We start from the raw sequence: 16784 nt of genomic DNA, 5'->3' as shown, positions 1-16784 counted from the left end.
GTTCAATGAAGGGATATGGAGTGCCCAACAAAGAGGCGTCAATCTATATCCCCCTTTCTCGTAACTACAATTATTGCTAATATTTATGCTTGAGTAAATGCTTTCTTCTTTGTATTTTTCTTGTAAAACTAGCTTGCTACACATGGCTTAATTCAGCAATAAAGGTATCCATTCGGTCATGTAGCCTTGATTAAGGTGCTATTTTGCCGCATGGATTCTTAATAAAGGTGTTATTTATTATGTGTCCAATAATGGTCTACCAGAATAAATAAATGTGAGAGGTGTAATTACGCAACTGACTTATGGAGTTTGTGGTAGCGTTTGTGTTGGAGGAACTATTCAAGTGAAGCTTGCTTGTCTGTAAGAATCCGGTGAAGCACAATATGTGTTCCACCGGATTCTTGCCTTTCTTTAGTCCGCTTTATGCATAGTCAATATTGGGGCGTAGCTGCATGTAGGTTCACTACTTTTTTATTCTTTTACTGAAATAAAAGTTTCTACCTCTGCCTGCTCTCCATCGTAATATTTTTTCCCGTGGATAGTAAAATCAGCTTTATACGCTCTGTTCAGATTTTTATTTTGCCATATGTCCAGCCAGGTATTAAAAACTGCTTCTGGCATTTTACCTTTTGAAAGAAATTTTTGGTAGGCTGCCTTTTCGATTGTTATGCCAACAAAACCTTCGGGAATAGTTTCTAACGAACTTACCGGTAATCCAATAATGACCGTGTAGGGACCAGTGTAGTCGGTTTCATAAGCGGTGTAAACGGCGTAGATATCCTCATTGACTTTGTTAGGAATGTGTTTTTGAATTTCTTGGCCCCAAAATTTGCCCCACACGCTTTCAATGTCTTTGGCCGATTGTCCGTTTTCATTAGTTGTTCGGATAGAAATACCCATTACGTAAAATTGTTGAATGATTTGATTGTGCATTGATTTAGACTTTTTTGTTGGTGTTTGGGATTGAGCTGCCAATGAGAAAAGCATACATACATAAAGCATTAAAGAGGTTTTCATGGATGGTAGCATTTGTTAAGCAACAAATTTCAACTACACTTGTGACAACCCTATGGCAAGGGTGGTGAACATTTTTTCAGGCTAGTCTCAAAATACTCCTCAAAAGTGAGGTTGTGTGGTTCAAATAGTTGGCTCAGTACCGACAAACGTTCAATCCGGTCTAAACGGAATGCTCTATAATCCTTTCTTAGTCTGCAACGTGCAATGAGCAACCAGTTTTCTTGCGTGGTGTAAATGGCAAAAGGTTCAATAATTCTTTCAGTGGTTTGGTTATTTACGGGCGAATAATACTCTATTTTGACAAGGTTAAAATTGGTCAATGCCAATTGTAGGGTCGATAAATAAGTACTGGTTGTGTTATGATCGGCATTTTGTCCGAAAACAATCCGGTTAGAGAGCAGATTAGCTTTGTCTTTGGTGTTGCTGCGTAAAACAGCTTTTATTTTACTGATCGCTGCGGTGTATTCTTTTACAAAGGAGGAGTCTTTATTTGTTAAAACCCATTGTTGGGCTGTAATCAAAGCATTGGCTTCACTTTCGGAAAACATTACCGGTGGAATTCTGTACCCTTCCATTAAAGTATACCCTTTCCCTTCTTCCTTGAGAATGGGAACACCGGCTTGTTCCAAGGCTTTAATATCACGGTAAATTGTCCGGTTACTAACCGAAAAATGGACGGCAAGTTCGCAGGCTGTCACAAGTCTTTTTGCTTGTAGTTGGGTTAAAATGGCGGTTAGTCTTGGAAGTCGTTTAATATCATTTTGGTTCATTATTATCTAACTGTTGATGTTTGCTAGGTCACTCGTTAATTTTGCTTTATGGGATTTTTTATATATTATCTGGGCGAGCAAAGTCAACAGGTGCTATCCATGGGTAATTAGCTACTTGTATCTATGCTACACGCAATAAATGGTCAAAGGTAAACTTAGTAACTACTTTTGTTCCAAGCAATATGTACTGCAGGGGACGGATACCAAAAAACAAAGGAATTGCAAGGGTTTAGTGGAGGAATTTTTAGGAAGGACTACAAAAAACAAGCGTTTTAATGAAATTGCTAAAAGGACATTAGTTACCCGAAAGGGGTATATTTTTTAACTATTCTTTTACTGAAACTCATCTTCTTTAGATTATTTCTTAACCTAATGGACAGAAAAGAGTATATATGTCAATCTTTGACTGTCAAAGATTGACATATATACTCTTTTTATTTATCTTTACGATTAAAAGTATTAACCATGAATATTCATTTAACTAAACATTTTGAAGAATATATCCATAGCAAGATTACTTCCGGCCGCTATAATAATGCTAGTGAAGTAGTTCGGGCAGGATTACGCGCTCTTGAACAGCAAGAGAAGTTAACTCAACTGCAATTAGAAATTGAAAAAGGATACATTGGGCAAGCTCAACCTTTTGATGCAGTTTCTATCAAAGAGAAAGCACGTGCCCTTAAAGCAAAACGGTCTGAGCAGAAAGCATAATGGGGCGATATGAATTAAGTCCGGCGGCAGCGGAAGATTTAATAGAAATTTGGGTATATCTTTCAGACAATGCAAGTGATAAGCAAGCTGACAAGATGATCGACAAGATTGAAAACCAATGCCAAATGCTGTCGCAAAATCCTGCTATGGGTAAAACTCGTCCAGAGCTAAAAGTGGGTTTAAGAAGCTTTCCTGTTAATCCCTATACCATTTTTTATGATAGCATTGCACCAGGCCATATTATTATCAGGAGAGTACTCCACCAAAGCCGTGACATAGATCGACTAATGGAACAATAGAATCATCAATTTTTTCATGATTAACTTTTCATGACAGTTAACCTAACGAGAGGCGTTAAGTTAATTTCCCCTTTCAATTAACACATCTAATAGGCGTGAGAGCAATAGGAAAAATAATATTTGTATTCTATCTATTTGTGTTAGCAGGAGGTGATTGTTTAAAATGAATCTGTATCCCTTTTCGCTTACAAAATTGAATAGTGCCTGCCAGTACTTCTGCTCTGGATAGCTTAAACCATTGCATGAAATAGCTGATCATTGCCTCTGTCAAGAAGAAAGCCTGCTGCGGATCAATCGTAACACTATCCAAGTAACGATGTAAGCGTATATATTTTTCTTCCATTATATATATCTAGCTTCTAGAATAGAAAAGTTTCTCCCGCTAAAAGAAAAGCTACTGCATCTGCTGTATATACTATTCTATAGCATAATAGTTATCGACGATATCCACTTCTTTGAGTATTCCTCAGCTGACATGCTAAGAAATCGGACCACTCCATTCAACTACTGTTACCCATAGGAAAAGGAAATTTCTAGCAACTATTCATTTAACAGGTAAGAATTATCGGGTTGTTTCCAAAACAGGCATAAAATGCTCGTTGAGTTGTCAAACATTACAATTGCTTTTGCTTGTTATTATTTGGGTAGTGGACTGATTACTTGCCCTTGAGCACTAAGGCTTTATCTTTACTTTTGATAGCAGCACCTATGGTGTATGCTGACTACCTGTTGCTAAGGATAAATAACCTGATTGTTCAACTGCTCATATGTCTTCACGTAGTTTTCTTCCTTCCCTTGCTTCTATCACCTTTTTGGTACTACTTACTTTTGCCGGTTTACAGTACCTTAATATTGCCATGGGTACTTTACTAGATTGGGTCATTGGAATTGCCGCCTGTTGGTGGATGATGGGGGTTGTAGTCATTCCCTGGAACACGCATTTTTCTGCTAAGCAGGTTGTCGAGGAGGCTAGAATTTCTAGAGAAAAAGGCATTGAAGTTAAACAAGAGACTATAGACTATGCCCAAAATTTAGCTAAACGCTTTTTTTGGATAGCCATTGGCCTGCATATTGGTACGGCTGTAGGATTATATTTATTAGCCTATTTTCATATCACCTCCATCGGGTATATAGCTGCCTTAGCCGCTTTAGGGTTGACCTTGTTTCGCCCTTTACAGCGGGGTTATGAACATTTGAGTTATAAATTGCGCACGCTCTCTCATCAAATCCATTATCCGAGAGAAGATGTAGCCGAACTAAGGGAGCGGGTACTGGCAGGAGAAGAGCAGATAAAACACTTGCAAGCTACTCTAAACCTAGAAGAGAAAGAAAGTTGGGCCTTTAGTCAAGGAAAAGCTATTACAGCCTTACAGACAGCCTTAGAGCGAGTAGAAAGGAACTTAGAAGAAACAGTCAAAGATAATAATAAAGCGCATGAACAATTAAGCCGTCAATCTGCCCTACAAATTGCCAAGCTTTCGGAGGATGCTCAATTCTTAAACCAAGTCCGGGAGTTAATCCGGTTTGTCAAAAGTGTCTGACACAGAGAACTTGGATAACTGTCTAGTTTGCTATCTTTGGCATAGAGGCCCAGAAGAATAAATCTAGTAAGTAAGTCAACAAAATGGGGTAGTTAAATTAACTCATTAAAAAAGCTGTCATTACTTTTTGACAGCTTTTAATCGTCATTGGATTGATGCTTATGTATTCTTTAAGATTTAATAAAAGCTAAAATATCAGCATTTATGGTTGCCGCTTCAGTAGTGGGCATGCCATGCGGAAAGCCCGGATAAGAAATAAGTTTGCCATTTTTTAACAGCTTAACAGCCTTTACAGCCGTAAGCTCAAAAGGAACGATTTGGTCATCTTCTCCATGCATCACCAGTACAGGTAGCTCTACACTTTTAAGATCTTGCGTAAAATCTGTTTCTGAAAAAACCTTGATACAATCGTAGTGCGCTTTTATAGCTCCCATCATGCCTTGTCTCCACCAATTATCGCGTATTCCTTGGGATACCTTTGCTCCCTCCCGGTTATAACCATAAAAGGGCAAGGTAAAGTCTTGAAAATATTGTGGCCGCTTGGTAGCTGTGCCTTCCCTGATTTCGTCGAATACAGACAGGGGAATACCATCCGGATTGGCTTGGGTTTGCAGCATGAGAGGAGTTACCGCACTGATCAGGACTGCTTTGGCTACCCGGCCTTGTCCATGCTTGGCTACATAGCGAATCACTTCACCTCCGCCGGTGGAATGACCAATGTGGATGGCATTTGTTAAATCTAAGGCTTGGGTAAGCTCTGCCACATCGGCTGCATAGGTGTCCATATCATGGCCATGAGGGGTTTGGCTAGATCTGCCATGGCCTCTCCGGTCATGTGCGATGACTCTGAAGCCCTGTTGCAGGAAGAACATCAGTTGTGCATCCCAGTCATCGCTAGATAGGGGCCAGCCGTGATGGAAAACGATCGGTTGTCCGCTTCCCCAATCTTTGTAGTAAATCTCTGTGCCGTCTTTTACTTGAATTTTGCTCATAGTTTTAGGGGTTGTTTAGTTGGGTATATACTAGATATAGAAATACGATTTTAAAGATATGCTTTTACATGTATTGAGAATCATTTTAGAAGAATAATCCAATAAATTCTTTATTATTTGTGGGAAATTTCAAGCGTTCGCGCAGGTATAGAATCGTTTGTGCAACAATAGTCTTATAGAGAATGAGTAGGAGTTAACCCTAAAAACTAATAATTGAGGGATGCTCATTATGCCTACCATATATGAGGTAACAAATTTGGCCCCTTTCTGGTAACTCCGATCTTCAGATTTAGCTTATCTAATGGTACTTAACTTACCCTCCAGTCAAAGTATCAGGTTCAAAGTGTGGTATAACAGAAAAAGTCATTTTCTTTAGCCTATATGGGTCTGGAAGAATATGAACAAAAGTGGCAACAACTATCATTAGTTGCTTAATCTAGTCTCCTTCCTGATGGGGAAGTACATAATCAATTACCTTCACTTTTTGATGCACTCCTATAAGCAGGAACGGCTTTTGATAGTTGCTCAAGCAGTTGGGCTATCTGGCTGGGGGCATGGTAGCGAGCCATGTCTTGCTGCAAACGTCGGGCCTGCTGGCGGTAGGAGGGATCGTTGAGCACTCTCCGGACTGCCAAACGAATCGTATCGGGTGCCGGCTGATGCTTGCGCAGATTGATACCGGCTCCGCTCCACTCTACCCGGGCGGCTACTTCCATTTTGTCTTCCTTTCCTCCTGCCACAACTAAGGGAATGCCGTGAGACAAGGCAAACTGGGTTCCTCCGTAGCCGCCGTTGGTAACCATCAGATCAACGTGAGGCAGCAGTTTGGCGAAGGGAATGTAACTAGCCGTGCGAACATTAGAGGGTAGATTAGAGAGTTTACCCGGCTTTACCGGCAGGGCAATCACTAAGACATCTTCGTCTTGTAGGGCTTCTATGGCCGGCTCAATCAGATCAGCTGTATCGGTAGCCATTGTGCCTTGGTTGATGAGCACAACAGGCCGGTTGGTTTGCAGCTCATCCCACCAGTGGGGGAGCACCAGGTCAGCTTCAGCCGGTGGAAAGACCGGGCCCACAAAGTGGATACTTCCCGGCAGGTCACTCCTATGGTATTCAAAGCTGGTAGGGGCTAGATGACAAGTAATGGTTGGCAAATCAAACATAGACCGGAAGAAAGGCAACCGGTAAGGTGCTAATCCGTGCTGCTGGCGCACCTGATTCATGTAACGGTTCACGTCGGCAAAGGCCACCTGGTTGATCAGGTAGTTGAGCAGCCGGTTGCGAAACGAGGCTATCATACCTTTGCCTGGCAGCAGTCCCAGCCCGAAGGGAGCTGTATCTCGGCTGGGTATAGACAAAGGCAGCAACGAATGGCACAGGCTGGGCATACCGGCCAATTGGGCTTTGTAGTACAATCCTAATGTTACTGTATCTCCTACCAGGACATCAGCAGGAAAAAATTCAAGTACTTGATTAATTGCTTCCATCTCCAAGCCACTATTATCCAAAAATACGTGCTTGATGTAATACTTGATCTGAGCGGTTCCTTTCAACTTCCTGAGGGCCGGATAAAAATCATAGGGCTCCTGCTCTTTGGGATCCATCGCTTCGGGCAAGGGGTGAAACCGGGCGCCGGTACGTTCTACTTTTGACTGGTACTTGCGCCCAGTGATCCAGACCACCTGGTGGCCTGCTTCGACTAGAAAACCGGCAATGGGCAGCACTGGATGCACGTGACCGGTGACGGGAGCCGACATAAACAGATAGTTTGCCATAGAGATTCAAGTATTGGATTATAGGTGAGAAATACTTTTTTAAGAAGCCAGCTCATTAAGTAAAAATCTGAAAGCAATTAGTGATTACTATTGCAGCGAGTAGTGTATGTTTAAAGCTAGTTGCTTACCCATATTTTCAGCACAAGACCCCATCGCTTGTACTTACTTAGTAGATAAAGCAGGGTAATGCCTGGCAGCCACTCAGGAAGGAAGAATATTGGATGGATGCTGCTTGTGGTTTGCGCCTACATTTTCTACAGTTATGTCTCTGCTTATTTTAGCCTATACTCAGAAGGAGACTGGCTAAAGTACTCTTTGAAGGCCTTACTAAAGTAAGGGAGACTAACCGAAATCAACCCGATAGGCCACTTCACTCACGTTACCGGCCTACCCTAGCTAGGGCATTAAAAAAAGTATACATAGCTGGCTGAAAATTGTGTGCCTAATATTAAATCAAAAACTTACGTAAGCCCAAGTTGCTGTAGCATACCCATCTGATCCCACTGCTCCCATCATTCAATTACCTTATCATCTACTACTCGATCTAGTATCAGGCCATTAATTCGAATAGACTTGCCGGTTGGAGCAATATCGCCTAAAGGACCAGTGTGAGTAGCCTCTGCTGTCCAACGGGTAGTGTACTTGTCTCCTGCAATGACATGATCTTCAATCGTGAATCGCAGATTAGGGAAAGCAATTAGTAAGCCCTTCAGCATTTCCTTGAAATCTTCTAGCCCTATATTTGGCTCCGGACTTCCATTGATATGGATTACGCAGTTAGCTGCAAAAGCATCATCAGCTGATGAAAGATCACCCCGGTTTAATCCTTCTACCCATCTATGCTCATAAGTAGCAATTTGCGAAGCTTGCATGTTGACCTCCTTTTTTCTAATAAAAATTTGTTATCTATTTGATACCCTTTCTATTACAATGTAAGAAGATCTACAAGCCTACGCAATACCTAATTTTAGGTATTATTCATTGCAAGTTTATATTCTTTATTTACTAAAACAATGAATATCATGAATGAGTAAGTTAAGATATCTTCCCCTTTCTTGAAACTGCTTTGCCATCCCTTACTTTTCCATACCTGTCAATTACTTCATTCTACATGGGCCTCTAAGCATGACAAGTACCCATCTCTTCTAAATCCTTCTCTAGGCTACTCGATCTATCATCTCAGGTTACCTTACATGGGTAAGCTATATGAATGCTTGCAAAAGGTACTACTCATCAGAAACTACTTTCTGCTCCATCTTGGCCATCTTTATTATATCTAACATATAATTATATATAACATATATGACAACTCTTATAAGCAAAGCAAAACGGGTTACTGCTACAAATCAACACTATCAGCTCTCTATCGATCAAGCCAAGAACAGAGCCTATATCACCATTATCGGTTTTTGGCGCAGCCCCCAAGAGGTTGCCACTTATGTACAGGATTTAGATAAAGCCTTAACCCAACTGCGGGCAAAGTTTACCTTACTAACCGATTTGCGCAGCATGAAGACTCACCCCAAAGAAGTACAGCAACTACATCTGGAAGCCCAACAATTGCTGCTTAGTAAAGGTCTCTTACAGACAGCTGAAGTCTATGAAAGCAGCTTTATACAGTTTCAAACTAGTACCCTTTCTAAAGAAAGCAAGATGCCGCTCAAGCAGTTCACTTCCATCGAAATGGCAGAGGAATACTTAGATAGCTTTTTTGTGAACTAGCTTACAGGCCTATATTTAACCTTCGGATTCTTGAGTTTCTAGAAAGGGGCGGTTGTCGTTACTATTGATCTTGCTAAATTTTAATACTGAATTGGAGGAATGGTTGATATGTTTAATTTTATAACATTGCCTTGAGTTTTCTAGTTGTTTGTAGAAGACCTGTGTTTTTCAATTTTTCCAAGACTTGTAATTCTGTCATAGGTGGATTTTTTAAATAGGCCACCTGATTTTGAAATGCTTTCAGTGCTTTCTCCGGGTTTAGATCAATCAAATTACTGATAAAAAGATCCGGGTGCTGTGCTTCAACATCAAATAAAGTTAAATACTCATTTGGAAAATCCTTAAGGTTAGAAGTTACGATTACATCAGCCTTACATCGAACGGCAGTTGCCAGCACATGACGATCGTTAGCGTTAGGTAATTGGAAAGATGAAATAAGACTTTGGTAATTATCTGTATTCGCATCCGGAAATGCCTTATTCATTTCCTCTATGGTTCTGCGTAATTGTTGATCTTTGAGATCAGGCCTGTTTATAAGCAAGTTTCTTTTCCACTCATTTTGAATCTCATTAGTCCATTTAGGCTTGTAAAGATCCAGATTAGCCAGATGTAACAATAAATCGCGAATAGGCATTGGATAAAGTACACAAGCATCAAGAACTGCTGTAAACCTAGATGAATAGATCATTCATACCCAAGGTTTAATTCTTGTGCTTGCTTAGCAAGAAATTCAAAACTTTTTGCACGCTGCTCCCCAATAGCTGCCTCATACTGTATCAAATCTTGTAACAGTATTCTTCGATGACTTCCTACTTTTTTGAAAGGGATTTTACCTTCTTCTAACAGTTTGACAATATGGGGCCGTGAAACATTTAATATATCAGCTGCTTGTTGAGTACTTACTTCTGAGTCTGATGGAATCAGCGAAATTGACTTCCCTTCTGCCATATTAGACAGGATACTAAACAGTAAGTCTAGGGCTTTTCTAGGTACAGTAATAAATTCATCACTCTCCTGGATTTTGATTTTAACTACATTAGATTTTCCCTTTGAAATAGCCGCTGCAGTTTTATTCAAGGTAACTAATGATTTTTCAGCTACTTTTCGGTCTTGCGATGTTGGTCTTCTTATGAGAGTTTCCATATTTTTCAGATTCCTCAAATATAATAAACGAAATAAACGAAACAAAGTTCATTTCCTTTTTATATAGAAGATTAACCTACCTTTCGCAGCTAAATAAATTAAGAGGTTTTTTTACAGCTTTGGAAAGGCTAAGAAGTAAGTATAGAGAGTAATATTAACTTCCCCTTTGTGTTTACTTATTAAAACGGGCACGGTCTGTTACTGAAGGTATTATATTATGTCAGCAAAAGAATAAGTGAGATTATTTTCTATTATAATCATAATCAAAAACGCCGCCAATAGCGCCTAGATAAAGCTTGCCATTTTTGCCTTCTACAATGCTTGTTATTAAATAGCCCCTACCATCTCCCAAAATATGACGGGTGATCTTACCATTGTTTATTTCATATAAGTGATCATGGCTGGTTCCTACCCATATTGTGCCTTTGCTATCCTCAATTACACAACTTATAGAAGGAACCGATGTTGAACTAGGCGTGATTTCTGGGACGTACACAGGTATCCAGGTAATGCCATTGTATTTCCAGGCTCCTCCTGCCCCTAAAGCAGCATATATTTCGCCACGTGGTGAGAGTGAGAGGTTAAGTATATCACAAGTATACTGGTAGGAATACGGTACTTTGGGTATAGTTGTGGTAGAAAAAGAAGTGCCATCATAGGTAGTAATTTGGCCATCATATCCTCCAAACCAAAGAAGACCTTTTGTATCTTTTATAGAAGAGTAAGCTGCTGGCGTATTGAATTCTTTACTAAAGGTGCCATTGTCATAAACACAGGATCCGGCCCCAAACCATATTTGCCCGTTATCTAGTTGGTTGATAGATGGTAGCATTGCACTATATACTTCATATTTAGTCCAATTGGTACCATCAAACCGGCAAGCGGAAGTCATATGATTATTGTGAATACTAGCCCAGATATTGCCGGCTTTATCTTGTCCCAGGCCATGCGTATAATTGTTGCCTATCGGACTTTCTACATCATAGTCAAAGGGACGATAGAACTTCCAGGACTGTCCATCATACTTACCTATGCCTAACCCATAACCTGCCCATATATTACCAGAGGCATCTACCATTAAATCCAATACCTCATTCCGGCGCAATCCTGTTTGTCCGGGTACTAGTTGCCACCGGGGTTTGTCATTTAGGCTGTAATCGATATCGTCGTTTTTACAGGAGAAAAGTGTAATAAAACAGCATAACCATAATGCTGTTTGGCTTATGTAGAGTTTTCGCATAAATGGTAGGTTGGTTGAATAGAAATTGATTATAAAAAGATTATATTTTAGATTTGTTAGTATATCAAAAGACTCTTGCTGCAGATCCTCGGATTTCATCTGATACCTGGCTAACTCTATCAATGCTAATATGCCGAATACTTGAAATTAGAAGAGAATAATGGGGTTAATAATATTCAATTATTCTTTCCCTAGTTTCGTATACAGGTATACCCTCTCATAGAATTGAATGCCACATTTCTTTGATGGGTTTTCTGTCTGCACCGTATTCATATTCATAGTGGCTCTCATTAGTAATTTCACCTTCCTGATTGTACCTAACTATTTTCGTGATATTGTTAGTTGCTTGATAGCTCGGATTGGTAGGTTCAGAAAAGATCAGACTTAAATACTGCTGCGGGTTAGGGTTATCATCGTAGGTGTATTCAACTCTGGAATATCCTTTGCGCCCGCCTAATTCTGAATTAGATCTGGATAGTTCAGAAACTATATTACCCTTACTATTATAGCCATATTCAGAATAGATAGTATCGTGGATGACACCAGCTACATAGTTATCGTTAATGAGTGTAGATTTGACTATTTGTTTATTGAAGTTTACTTTGTAGAAGATCCTGCTAGTAAGCACTTTCCTGCCATCAAATACATTTACATAATGCAATGAATCAAGAACATCATCTCCGTTAAAGTAATAAAGCTTGCTTAGAAATAGTACTTTGGCCTCCTGATCATTTCTTCTCGCCTCATAAAATTGAATCTCTGTAAGCCTTCCTGCTTTGTAGAAACAGGATCTGAGGTAATGTAAAGGTTGTTCAATGTATTTAAAATCAGAGAGAAGGAGATTAGAATTATATAAAAAAGTCTCCTCACTATTTGAATTAGCCGGATAAGTAAACCTTTTGATTTTACCTATTAACTTAGGTAAGATATCTTCCTTATCTTTTTGGCAACTAATTGTTAATAGGCAAATAATAACAAGGTAAATTTTATTCATAAAGAGGGATAGCCAAAAGAGTTCACACATGTATTACCTAATATTAGTGAGCATATCAAAAGACTTTTGTTGCTATAGTTCATCGAATTTCATCTGATATCTGGCTAGTTTCCTTAACTCTAGTACATTGATGCTCAGATCATTCTCAGCTTGTCCAAGGTATTCAGGTAGGCTTTGTATTCGTAGCTTTTGTTGATGTACTCTAGGGATTTCATTACCTTATTTTATATCAACGGCTTATAGGTATACTTTGGATTATAACTCTAATTACGTTATTTATAGATTAATTAAATTTTCTATCTCGCACAATATCATACATGTATAATGCCTAGAAAAAGGAGTAAACATTATCACAGTTATATGTTTCGCGTGTGTCAAGCCCCTGTTTTTCGGACAGGTATTAGTAAGAGAAAGTTGTTTATCTTATGTTCTATCGTTATGATAACTAGTTACCCCAAAGGGGTAGTTGGTATTACTCATTTATAATTACTCATTTATAATTACTCAATGAATTACTTATTCAATTGGGTCCCTCTTTCAACTTCTTTGTTTACCTCCTCGATCAATTGCTGCTCAGTGAGCAGCTATAGGCTATACCCTGAAAAGATAAAACCAGTGCTTTGGCACCCTGCAAATGATAACCATGGCATACCAACGCATTAGCTGAGCACAAGCCAACGGTATACAGGTGCCATTGAGCCATTACTTGCATCTGCGAATATACTACAAAAGGCGACCGGCCATGTACCCCTACCATGGTGTTAGTAGCTACTGACTGAAATTGAGTTTCAATTCTGCGGCCATTGTTCAGCAGCCACCTTTGTTTTTTTCTTCACCCGGCCAGATATGGAGAGAATAACAATGCCAATGGTACTAAATATCAAACCCATAGTGCTTGAAATAAGGACCGCCAGCCATTGTGGAAAAAAGCCTTTAATTTCCGCTTGGTAAGGGTTGTTATAGTCATAATATACTTCTACTAGCTCACCTACTTCGTATGCCGGAGGGCTGGAACTGAAACTGGAATTAAACCGGATACTCTTCCCCTGCTGGTCAATAAATTCTACGATGGGATAGAAAGTGCGGCCCCCTTTCGAACTTCTGTCTTTTCTCACTTCTATTACCCTGCCGCTGGCAACATGGGCTTTGTCAAGAAATTGCTGTTGATTGTAAAAGGTAAAACCAGCTATAGTAAAGAGGATAGCGCCTATCAATAAAAAGATAATACCTATAGGTTTCATAAAATTTGGGAATGTGTTTTGATACTTTGTTTATTGTATTAGTAGCATATCTGTATCAAATCCTTACCCTAAAGCAGGCCAATACCCTTTATTTTGTACTCCGCTACGTTGTGCATCACCCAGGGGAAATTAAATTAACTTCTATAGTTTTAATTCCAGAGGCTCTTAAGAGTGTCCCATATTGCAGTCTTAACTTCTTAAAGAATCCTGCCCATACTCAGTAAATATCTACACTTCTGCCAAAAGGTAAGTATTTACCATCAAGCGTGATATCTCCTCCTAGATCATCATTAATTTCTTGTCCTTTTGAGAAATGAGCAGAAACAGGACGAACCACTCTGAGAATAGCTATACAAGTAATAGAAATCCTTTCTATTAACGGATTGCCACGTTTTTTCTGTTAATGCCAATTTTCGCACCTAGTGGTTACAAATGGTCAATATACATTATGATCCTTGGTCTATCTTGTATATAATAGCCTCCATACCCTTTTCATCTCTCAGCTTCACTTCCTGTTTATAGATTCTGCCTGCTGAAGCGCAAGAGCTAAAAAGAATAATAAATCCTATTATTGCTATAAAGAATAGGAGTACACATAATTTCATAATTAGCAACGTATCTTGTTAAATTTAACTTTAAACAAATTTACCCATCCGCTATTTTTATCCTTTTACCTATTACTGCCATATATTACCTGGTGCATAAATTCACTATTTTCATGTTTCAGCTTATTTGAGCAAACAAATCACTATAATGGCTGCTTTTCACTTTCAGCCCTCCATATTCTTCCAATGGAATAAACTGATAATACCTTCTTATGAGCCCTCTTTGAAAACTTTTCTATTATTTGTTTTCTCCATTTACCATTGGGCAAGGCAAAGGCCAGTAGTTAATTTTTTCATTCCTGGAGTATCGGGAGTAGATATAGTAGACCCTATGTAGGTACTGAGATTGGTAAATTTCTAGGCTGAAAAGCAGATGAGTTACTAGATGGGGAAGTTAATTTAATTACCCCTTTCTGGTAACTTCAAATTAAGTTCTATATAACTAATGATAATGGTTAACTTACTGTCTAGTCAAAAGTAGTAGGTTCAAATAGTATCAATGGTAAGATAGATAAACATATAATGATAAAAATTAATGGTAAACGAAATATCCATGTACCGTAATGATGTTAAATCTATAAAATAGCTGATTTTAGGTATTGTTAGAGAATATAAAATATTCTATTTTTGGTAGACCATACAAACCTCGAAGCTGATCAAAAATGAAGTACTCAATGTAGCTTTATATTTTCAACTTCTCTCTCCTAAACAGTATTTTCTGTTTCATATACTTGACCCACCAACAAGTACACAATCGAACAGAGGTTCGGATTGAAATTATTAACATCAGGGGTAATTGAATATAGATTTTATCTGACTCGATGAAGGAGAACTATGTCCTTTGGAAGGTGAGTATATAAATTTAAAATTATACTCCTTTCAATAAACCTAACCATCTAGAAAAAATAGACTGCTTAAAACTTTATAACAGCTTTTATAGAAGGCTAGCTCATTGTATAGAATGGTAGATGCTAAAGCGGGGCACGTAGGCCCTAGATGTCCCAGGCTTCTAACCAAAATGTACTTTATAGCCACATTGGAATAAAATAAAACAAGCAAGAAATACAAAAATCAGATTCCACTTAAATAACAATCAATAGTAATTGATAAACCACAAATTAGAACAGCATATAAATCCAAAACCATATTTCAATCATATTCCTCATTGCTTTATGCTTAAATCTTTACTTAGTTTCTTACTCATTTCAATCCTTTTGCTCTCTCCCTTATACGGCCAATCTGATTTTCGTGACGGATATATTGTCACCCACAATGGTGATACGCTTCGTGGATTTGTAGATAACCGTACAGAAACGAAAAATGCCAGACAAGTGGGTTTTAAATCCACACTGTCCGGTGAAGTAACAAAATATGATCCTACTACCATTAACGCTTATGGACTTACAGGTGACAAAATGTATGAGGCCAAAACAATTCCTGTTGACAGCACAAGCACACAAAAAGCATTTGTAGAATTGCTTGTCAAAGGCAAAATCTCTCTGTATCGTTTTAAAAACGATGGGAGTCTATATATAGAAAAAGATGCTAAACCGCTACAAGCGCTCTATCAGACAGATATCAAAGTATACCGGAATGGGCTGCCTTACATCCAGATCCGTAAGAATTACATAGGTACTTTGCAGTGGTATATGTCCGATTGCTCTCAGATTCAGAAAAAGATAGATCACGCTAAACTGGATTATCTTTCTCTGATGAAAATAGTAGATGCCTACAATCATTGCGGACAAGAGAAGGGTTCACTTAGAACCAAACGTAAATTTATTGTGATCAGTGCAGGGGCCGTAGGTGGTCTACAAGTAAGTAAAATGCATTCATCGACAGAGGGCAGAGGATTAGTAGAATATATCAATCACGCACAATTCGGCTATAGCCTCCAACCTTCTGGAGGCGTGTTTATTAAAACAAATTTTCCATGGATCACTACTAAGATAAGTTTATATGCGGAAGGCCAGTATACCAAAGCGCATTACTCTAGCAACTATGTATGGACTATGCCTAATGCCGTGGTAAATTATAGAGAAGAACTTGCCTATACGCTCTCTTATCTGAGAATTCCGGTGTTACTGCGCTATACCTTTCCAAGAGGTAGGATAAAACCTTTTGTCCAGGCTGGTGGTACCTTCGACTTTATTTTATCACAGTCTAGCAGGCATATCAGTGAACAAGAGTGGACCAATACTAAAACAGTCTATACCTTTGAAAACAAACCTGCCTCTTTTAACCCATCTTTCTTTTACGGAACCATTGGAACCGGTCTGGAATTCTCCTTGTCAAAAAAACTATGGGGATTTATTGAACTTAGAGGGGCTTATGGAGCAACGGCGACTGTAGCAAAATCTGCAGAAAAGATCAACACTACCTTTCAAATACTATCTCTGCAAACAGGGATAGGTTTTTGAGTGTCCCTGCTTCCTAAAAAATACTATCTATATCGGTCAATTTTCTTTCATCTCTATTCTATGAATATAACCGTAATTTTCCTTTTGAAATTATTTTCTACACAGAATCTAGGCAGAATGATAAGCTTATATGTATTGACTTTCATCACATCCATGCTTGGTAGTTGTGAACAAAAAGAAGACCCAGCTTCCCGTCCTTATCCCAGATTAACAACATTACCAGTAGAGCAGACAACACAAGGTACTATTTTTAGCAATCTGCGTATTCTGGCGATGCTGGTCCAGTGATTCTGGGAAAACTGGTCCAAAAAACT

General features: G+C 38.9%; 18 protein-coding genes. 5 read left to right on the top strand and 13 right to left on the bottom strand.

Going from position 1 to position 16784, the window contains the following annotated elements:
• Window positions 1-471: 471 nt before the first annotated feature.
• Together Q0590_RS34760 and Q0590_RS34755 are read right to left on the bottom strand one after the other, a co-directional pair.
• Complete coding sequence (locus Q0590_RS34760; protein WP_302042285.1) at window positions 472-1017, bottom strand: GyrI-like domain-containing protein; 546 nt, start codon at window positions 1015-1017, stop codon at window positions 472-474.
• Window positions 1018-1067: 50 nt separating this feature from the next.
• The gene (locus Q0590_RS34755; RefSeq protein ID WP_302042284.1) at window positions 1068-1787 is read right to left on the bottom strand and encodes a helix-turn-helix transcriptional regulator; all 720 of its coding nucleotides are present in this window, start codon (window positions 1785-1787) and stop codon (window positions 1068-1070) included.
• A gap of 465 nt (window positions 1788-2252) precedes the next feature.
• Here Q0590_RS34755 and Q0590_RS34750 point away from each other — a divergent pair, with 465 nt between their 5' ends.
• Together Q0590_RS34750 and Q0590_RS34745 are read left to right on the top strand one after the other, a co-directional pair.
• Window positions 2253-2498, top strand: a complete 246-nt coding sequence (locus Q0590_RS34750; protein ID WP_302042283.1) for a type II toxin-antitoxin system ParD family antitoxin — start codon at window positions 2253-2255, stop codon at window positions 2496-2498.
• Entirely contained in the window at window positions 2498-2797 is a 300-nt protein-coding gene (locus Q0590_RS34745; protein WP_302042282.1) for a type II toxin-antitoxin system RelE/ParE family toxin, read from the top strand. The genes Q0590_RS34750 and Q0590_RS34745 overlap by 1 nt, the downstream gene beginning before the upstream one ends.
• Before the next feature lie 127 nt (window positions 2798-2924).
• Here Q0590_RS34745 and Q0590_RS34740 read toward each other — a convergent pair whose 3' ends face one another.
• Window positions 2925-3140: a hypothetical protein gene (locus Q0590_RS34740; RefSeq protein WP_302042281.1), complete on the bottom strand. Its 216-nt coding sequence runs from the start codon at window positions 3138-3140 to the stop codon at window positions 2925-2927.
• A 424-nt stretch (window positions 3141-3564) separates the two neighbouring features.
• Between Q0590_RS34740 and Q0590_RS34735 the strand changes: the two genes are divergently transcribed.
• Window positions 3565-4338: a coiled-coil domain-containing protein gene (locus Q0590_RS34735; protein ID WP_302042280.1), complete on the top strand. Its 774-nt coding sequence runs from the start codon at window positions 3565-3567 to the stop codon at window positions 4336-4338.
• A gap of 170 nt (window positions 4339-4508) precedes the next feature.
• Here the strand turns inward: Q0590_RS34735 and Q0590_RS34730 are convergent, their stop codons facing one another.
• From Q0590_RS34730 to Q0590_RS34720, 4 genes are all read right to left on the bottom strand, one after another.
• Window positions 4509-5330: an alpha/beta fold hydrolase gene (locus Q0590_RS34730; protein ID WP_302042279.1), complete on the bottom strand. Its 822-nt coding sequence runs from the start codon at window positions 5328-5330 to the stop codon at window positions 4509-4511.
• A 467-nt stretch (window positions 5331-5797) separates the two neighbouring features.
• The gene (locus Q0590_RS34725; RefSeq protein ID WP_302042278.1) at window positions 5798-7105 is read right to left on the bottom strand and encodes a nucleotide disphospho-sugar-binding domain-containing protein; all 1308 of its coding nucleotides are present in this window, start codon (window positions 7103-7105) and stop codon (window positions 5798-5800) included.
• Between the two features lie 272 nt (window positions 7106-7377).
• Window positions 7378-7479 carry an AraC family transcriptional regulator gene (locus Q0590_RS37715; RefSeq protein ID WP_366970745.1) on the bottom strand — a complete coding sequence of 34 codons (102 nt, stop codon included), beginning with the start codon at window positions 7477-7479 and terminating at the stop codon, window positions 7378-7380.
• Between the two features lie 138 nt (window positions 7480-7617).
• Window positions 7618-7977, bottom strand: coding sequence for an ester cyclase (locus tag Q0590_RS34720; RefSeq protein WP_302042277.1), 360 nt, complete (start codon window positions 7975-7977; stop codon window positions 7618-7620).
• A 430-nt stretch (window positions 7978-8407) separates the two neighbouring features.
• On the opposite strand from Q0590_RS34720, the gene Q0590_RS34715 reads away from it, so the two are divergent.
• The gene (locus Q0590_RS34715; RefSeq protein WP_302042276.1) at window positions 8408-8827 is read left to right on the top strand and encodes a hypothetical protein; all 420 of its coding nucleotides are present in this window, start codon (window positions 8408-8410) and stop codon (window positions 8825-8827) included.
• Between the two features lie 118 nt (window positions 8828-8945).
• On the opposite strand, the gene Q0590_RS34710 is transcribed toward Q0590_RS34715, so the two are convergent.
• The 6 genes from Q0590_RS34710 to Q0590_RS34685 all read right to left on the bottom strand — a co-directional run bounded on the left by Q0590_RS34710 (window position 8946) and on the right by Q0590_RS34685 (window position 13445).
• Complete coding sequence (locus Q0590_RS34710; RefSeq protein WP_302042275.1) at window positions 8946-9515, bottom strand: VapC50 family PIN domain-containing toxin; 570 nt, start codon at window positions 9513-9515, stop codon at window positions 8946-8948.
• Complete coding sequence (locus tag Q0590_RS34705) at window positions 9512-9970, bottom strand: helix-turn-helix domain-containing protein (protein WP_302042274.1); 459 nt, start codon at window positions 9968-9970, stop codon at window positions 9512-9514. The genes Q0590_RS34710 and Q0590_RS34705 overlap by 4 nt, the downstream gene beginning before the upstream one ends.
• A 241-nt stretch (window positions 9971-10211) precedes the next feature.
• A complete protein-coding gene (locus Q0590_RS34700) occupies window positions 10212-11210 on the bottom strand; it encodes a ligand-binding sensor domain-containing protein (protein WP_302042273.1) in 999 nt (332 codons plus the stop codon).
• 217 nt (window positions 11211-11427) lie between these two features.
• Window positions 11428-12204: a hypothetical protein gene (locus Q0590_RS34695; protein WP_302042272.1), complete on the bottom strand. Its 777-nt coding sequence runs from the start codon at window positions 12202-12204 to the stop codon at window positions 11428-11430.
• Between the two features lie 562 nt (window positions 12205-12766).
• Entirely contained in the window at window positions 12767-12961 is a 195-nt protein-coding gene (locus Q0590_RS34690) for a hypothetical protein (RefSeq protein ID WP_302042271.1), read from the bottom strand.
• A gap of 31 nt (window positions 12962-12992) precedes the next feature.
• Window positions 12993-13445 carry a DUF3592 domain-containing protein gene (locus Q0590_RS34685; RefSeq protein ID WP_302042270.1) on the bottom strand — a complete coding sequence of 151 codons (453 nt, stop codon included), beginning with the start codon at window positions 13443-13445 and terminating at the stop codon, window positions 12993-12995.
• Between the two features lie 1777 nt (window positions 13446-15222).
• On the opposite strand from Q0590_RS34685, the gene Q0590_RS34680 reads away from it, so the two are divergent.
• Window positions 15223-16470, top strand: coding sequence for an outer membrane beta-barrel protein (locus Q0590_RS34680; protein ID WP_302042269.1), 1248 nt, complete (start codon window positions 15223-15225; stop codon window positions 16468-16470).
• Window positions 16471-16784 lie beyond the last annotated feature (314 nt).

This window comes from Rhodocytophaga aerolata (genome assembly GCF_030503435.1).
In the GTDB taxonomy this organism is placed as follows: domain Bacteria; phylum Bacteroidota; class Bacteroidia; order Cytophagales; family 172606-1; genus Rhodocytophaga; species Rhodocytophaga aerolata.
This window is presented reverse-complemented; position numbering and strand designations above follow the sequence as displayed.

Bases quoted from the DNA above. Each gene is read 5' to 3' on its own strand.
- Q0590_RS34760 (WP_302042285.1), bottom strand. From the start codon at position 1,017: ATGAAAACCTCTTTAATGCTTTATGTATGTATGCTTTTCTCATTGGCA.
- Q0590_RS34755 (WP_302042284.1), bottom strand. From the start codon at position 1,787: ATGAACCAAAATGATATTAAACGACTTCCAAGACTAACCGCCATTTTA.
- Q0590_RS34710 (WP_302042275.1), bottom strand. From the start codon at position 9,515: ATGATCTATTCATCTAGGTTTACAGCAGTTCTTGATGCTTGTGTACTT.
- Q0590_RS34685 (WP_302042270.1), bottom strand. From the start codon at position 13,445: ATGAAACCTATAGGTATTATCTTTTTATTGATAGGCGCTATCCTCTTT.
- Q0590_RS34735 (WP_302042280.1), top strand. From the start codon at position 3,565: ATGTCTTCACGTAGTTTTCTTCCTTCCCTTGCTTCTATCACCTTTTTG.
- Q0590_RS34745 (WP_302042282.1), top strand. From the start codon at position 2,498: ATGGGGCGATATGAATTAAGTCCGGCGGCAGCGGAAGATTTAATAGAA.
- Q0590_RS34690 (WP_302042271.1), bottom strand. From the start codon at position 12,961: ATGGTAGGGGTACATGGCCGGTCGCCTTTTGTAGTATATTCGCAGATG.
- Q0590_RS34720 (WP_302042277.1), bottom strand. From the start codon at position 7,977: ATGCAAGCTTCGCAAATTGCTACTTATGAGCATAGATGGGTAGAAGGA.
- Q0590_RS34750 (WP_302042283.1), top strand. From the start codon at position 2,253: ATGAATATTCATTTAACTAAACATTTTGAAGAATATATCCATAGCAAG.
- Q0590_RS34725 (WP_302042278.1), bottom strand. From the start codon at position 7,105: ATGGCAAACTATCTGTTTATGTCGGCTCCCGTCACCGGTCACGTGCAT.
- Q0590_RS34730 (WP_302042279.1), bottom strand. From the start codon at position 5,330: ATGAGCAAAATTCAAGTAAAAGACGGCACAGAGATTTACTACAAAGAT.
- Q0590_RS34705 (WP_302042274.1), bottom strand. From the start codon at position 9,970: ATGGAAACTCTCATAAGAAGACCAACATCGCAAGACCGAAAAGTAGCT.
- Q0590_RS34695 (WP_302042272.1), bottom strand. From the start codon at position 12,204: ATGAATAAAATTTACCTTGTTATTATTTGCCTATTAACAATTAGTTGC.
- Q0590_RS34740 (WP_302042281.1), bottom strand. From the start codon at position 3,140: ATGGAAGAAAAATATATACGCTTACATCGTTACTTGGATAGTGTTACG.
- Q0590_RS34715 (WP_302042276.1), top strand. From the start codon at position 8,408: ATGACAACTCTTATAAGCAAAGCAAAACGGGTTACTGCTACAAATCAA.
- Q0590_RS34680 (WP_302042269.1), top strand. From the start codon at position 15,223: ATGCTTAAATCTTTACTTAGTTTCTTACTCATTTCAATCCTTTTGCTC.
- Q0590_RS34700 (WP_302042273.1), bottom strand. From the start codon at position 11,210: ATGCGAAAACTCTACATAAGCCAAACAGCATTATGGTTATGCTGTTTT.